We start from the raw sequence: 3399 nt of genomic DNA, 5'->3' as shown, positions 1-3399 counted from the left end.
AGCACCTCCATCGCGTCGATCTCCTCGCGGATGGTGCGCGCTCCGAGGTCTGCACAGATGGCGGTCGCGCCTGCGCCGGCGACGATGAGCACGGTGACCATGGGGCCCACCTGCGTCACCGCGCCGAGAGCGGCTCCGGCGCCGGACAGGTCGGCCGCGCCGATCTCGCGCAGCAGGATGTTGAGCGTGAAACTCACCAGGACCGTGAAGGGAATCGCCACCAGAACGGTGGCCAGCATCGAGACCCGGGCGATGAACCAGGACTGCTCGACGAACTCCCGGCCCTGTCGCACGATCGTCGGGAAGGAGACGAAGGTGTCCAGCGTCATGGCGACGAAGTCGCCGATCCCTCTGAGCGGCGCATCGATAACCCTCGCCATGGCGCCCCCTCCTGTCTTCCTTCATCCCCCGGTCACACCAAACTGAACAAGTGACCGGTTCATCGTGACCCAGATTACATAGTAGCTAGAACACGTTCTATCTGACAAGGGCTTCCCCATCCCCCCGACCGGTGCCCCTGCCAGCTCGCGTCGGGGGAATCTAACACGCCCGACACACCAATAAGTCGTCCCCGGCGCGATCGACGTCGATCACGCCGGGGACGGGCCCGCCACTCAGAGCTTCATGATCTCCGCAGCGGAGAAGGACTTGCCCTCCGGGCGTCCTGACCAGTGCCCGGAGATCGCATCCGCGAACTCGCGACGGTCCCATACGCCACCCTCCGCGTCGAACCTCTTCTCCACGACGGGCGCCTCCACGAGCGCCACCATCCCGCCGTATACCACGAACAGCTGACCCGTGACGTCCGCGGCAGCGGGCGAGGCCAGGTAGGACACGAGGTCCGCGACCCGGTCCGGCGAGAGCGGATCCGGCCCCTCGGAGGGGTCCCAGGGCTCGAAGACCGCCTCCGTCATCCCGGTGCGACCGCGCGGGGCGATCGCGTTGGCGGTGCAGCCGATGCGCTCCAACACCCGCGACGCGGACAGCGTCAGCGCGGTGATCGCGGCCTTGGCCGCGCCGTAGTTGGCCTGGCCGGGCGGGCCGAAGAGCCCCGCCTCCGACGAGGTGTTGATGAGCCGGCCGTAGACCGGCCCCCCGGACTTCTTGCTCTCCTCGCGCCAGTGGGCGGCCGCATTGCGGGTGAGCAGGAAGTGACCGCGCAGATGCACCTTCACGACCGCGTCGAAATCCTCGTCGGAGAGGTTGAACAGCATCTTGTCGCGCGTGATCCCGGCATTGTTGACCACCACGTGCAGCCCACCGAGCTTGAGGGCCTCGGCCACCATGGCGTCGGCGGTCTCCCGCTCGGAGACGTCGCCCACGACGAGTGCCGCCTTGGCTCCGGCCGCCTCGATGTCCGCGATCACCGCGTCCGCGGCTTCACCGGCGCGGATGTCGTTGATGACCACCGCGGCCGCGCCCGACCTGGCGAGCTCGACCGCCTCGGCCGCGCCGAGACCCGAGCCGGACCCGGTGACCACGGCGACGCGCCCGTCGAGTGAGAGGTCCGCGTCGAGATTCTCCCGACCCATCCCCGCGGTCACTCCGCGGCCTTCAGCGCGGCCATCGGGCACTTCTCCACAGCCTTGAGTGCGCGCTTCTGCAGGTCCTCGGGGACCTCGTCGACAATCACACGCACGACCTCGTCGTCGTCGTTCAGCTCGAAGACCTTCGGCGCCAGGCCGACGCACACGGCCTGCCCCTCGCAGCGGTCGGGATCGACTTCAATCCTCATGCCGTCCTCCTCGGTCGCACCCACGGCCACCATGGCCGCGAGATGGTTGGATACTATGTGAGACACGACACTAGAACGTGTTCCACTCACCGATGAGCTTAGGGCATATGGACATCACCTACACCACCGACCAGGAACGTCTGCGCGGGGAGTTGCGCGAGTATTTCTCGGCACTGATGACCCCTGAACGACGCGAGGCCTTCACCTCCACCACCGGCGAGTACGGGCACGGCGACGCGTACCGCGAGATCGTCGCGGAGATGGGCCGAGACGGCTGGCTGACACTGGGGTGGCCCGAAGAATTCGGCGGGAAGAACCGGCCGATGATCGAGCAGCTCATCTTCACCGACGAGGCCGCGATCGCCGGCGTCCCGGTGCCGTTCCTCACCATCAACTCCGTGGCGCCCACCATCATGGCGTTCGGCTCCGACGAGCAGAAGAACTACTTCCTCCCCCGGATCAGCCGCGGTGAGCTGCACTTCGGCATCGGCTACTCCGAGCCGGACTCCGGCACCGACCTCGCGTCGCTCCGCACGCGGGCGGTCCGCGAGCCCGGGACCGGTGAGCACGAGGGCGGCGAGGTCTACCGGATCAACGGTCAGAAGATGTGGACGTCGCTGGTGGCGTACGCCGACTGGATCTGGCTGGCCGCGCGCACCGATCCGGACGCCAAGCGCCACAAGGGCATCTCCATGATCATGGTGCCCACCGACGCCGAGGGCTTCTCGTGGACCCCGGTCCACACGATGGCCGGCCCGGACACCAGTGCCACCTATTACCAGGACGTGGTGGTCCCGGCGAGCAACCTCGTGGGCCCCGAGCACGGCGGCTGGCCGCTCATGACCAACCAGCTCAACCACGAGCGCGTCGCCCTGACCTCGGCGGGGCCGCTGCAGGCCTCACTGCGGCAGGTCGTGCAGTGGGCGCGCACCACCCGCTCGGCGGACGTCGGCATGCCCGGGGACGGCACCGTCATGGACAACGAGTGGGTGCGGACCCACCTGGCCCGCGTCCACGCGATGGCCGAGTACCTGGCCCTGCGCAACTGGGAGATCGTCTCCGCGGACACCGCCGCGCCCACCCGCATCGCCGCGTCGGCGACCAAGGTGTACGGGACCGAGACTGCGTGCGAGGCCTACCGGTTGCTCATGGAGGTCCTCGGATCGAGCGGCTACCAGCGCTCCCACTCCCCGACCGCCGCTCTGCACGGGCGCATCGAGCGCCTCCACCGATCGGCGCTCATCCTCACCTTCGGGGGCGGCACCAACGAGGTGCAGCGCGACATCATCGCCACCGCCGGCCTGGGGCTGCCCCCGGCGCCACGTGTCGCCCCCGCGCCGTCCGCCAGCACCGCCCGGAAGGAGCGCTGACATGGATTTCTCCGTCGACGACACCACCGCGGAACTGACCGCCCTCGTCCGTGACATGGGCGAGCGTCTGGTCACCGACGACTCCCTGCGGGAACTCGACGCCCGGTTCGGCCCCGGCACCGAGTCCGGCGGAACCGACCGCGACACCGCCCGGTTCCACGCCCGATACTGGGAGGAACTGGTCCGGGCCGGCGTCCCGGCCGCCCTCGCCCCGGAGTCGCTCGGCGGCGCCGGGCTGGGGGTGATCGGCGAGGCCCTGGTCCTACGCGAGTTGGGCCGGGTCGTCGCCCCGGT

Annotated in this window: 5 protein-coding genes; 2 read left to right on the top strand and 3 right to left on the bottom strand. The window is 69.2% G+C overall.

The window, feature by feature from the left end:
• The 3 genes from Q0444_RS14655 to Q0444_RS14645 all read right to left on the bottom strand — a co-directional run.
• Window positions 1–380, bottom strand: a 380-nt coding sequence (locus Q0444_RS14655; protein ID WP_299023686.1) for an ABC transporter permease, incomplete at its 3' end; no start/stop codon positions are given.
• A gap of 234 nt (window positions 381–614) precedes the next feature.
• Window positions 615–1532, bottom strand: a complete 918-nt coding sequence (locus Q0444_RS14650) for a 3-oxoacyl-ACP reductase (RefSeq protein ID WP_291085075.1) — start codon at window positions 1530–1532, stop codon at window positions 615–617.
• Between the two features lie 8 nt (window positions 1533–1540).
• On the bottom strand, window positions 1541–1735 hold the full coding sequence (locus Q0444_RS14645; protein ID WP_067712138.1) for a ferredoxin: 195 nt from the start codon (window positions 1733–1735) through the stop codon (window positions 1541–1543).
• A gap of 107 nt (window positions 1736–1842) precedes the next feature.
• On the opposite strand from Q0444_RS14645, the gene Q0444_RS14640 reads away from it, so the two are divergent.
• Together Q0444_RS14640 and Q0444_RS14635 are read left to right on the top strand one after the other, a co-directional pair.
• Window positions 1843–3105 carry an acyl-CoA dehydrogenase family protein gene (locus Q0444_RS14640; RefSeq protein WP_096906017.1) on the top strand — a complete coding sequence of 421 codons (1263 nt, stop codon included), beginning with the start codon at window positions 1843–1845 and terminating at the stop codon, window positions 3103–3105.
• A gap of 1 nt (window position 3106) precedes the next feature.
• Window positions 3107–3399 (top strand): acyl-CoA dehydrogenase family protein (locus Q0444_RS14635; RefSeq protein ID WP_299023680.1); only part of this gene is annotated, 293 nt, incomplete at its 3' end.

Origin of the sequence: uncultured Dietzia sp., assembly GCF_937873725.1 — a bacterium.
Taxonomy (GTDB): Bacteria; Actinomycetota; Actinomycetes; order Mycobacteriales; family Mycobacteriaceae; genus Dietzia.
This window is presented reverse-complemented; position numbering and strand designations above follow the sequence as displayed.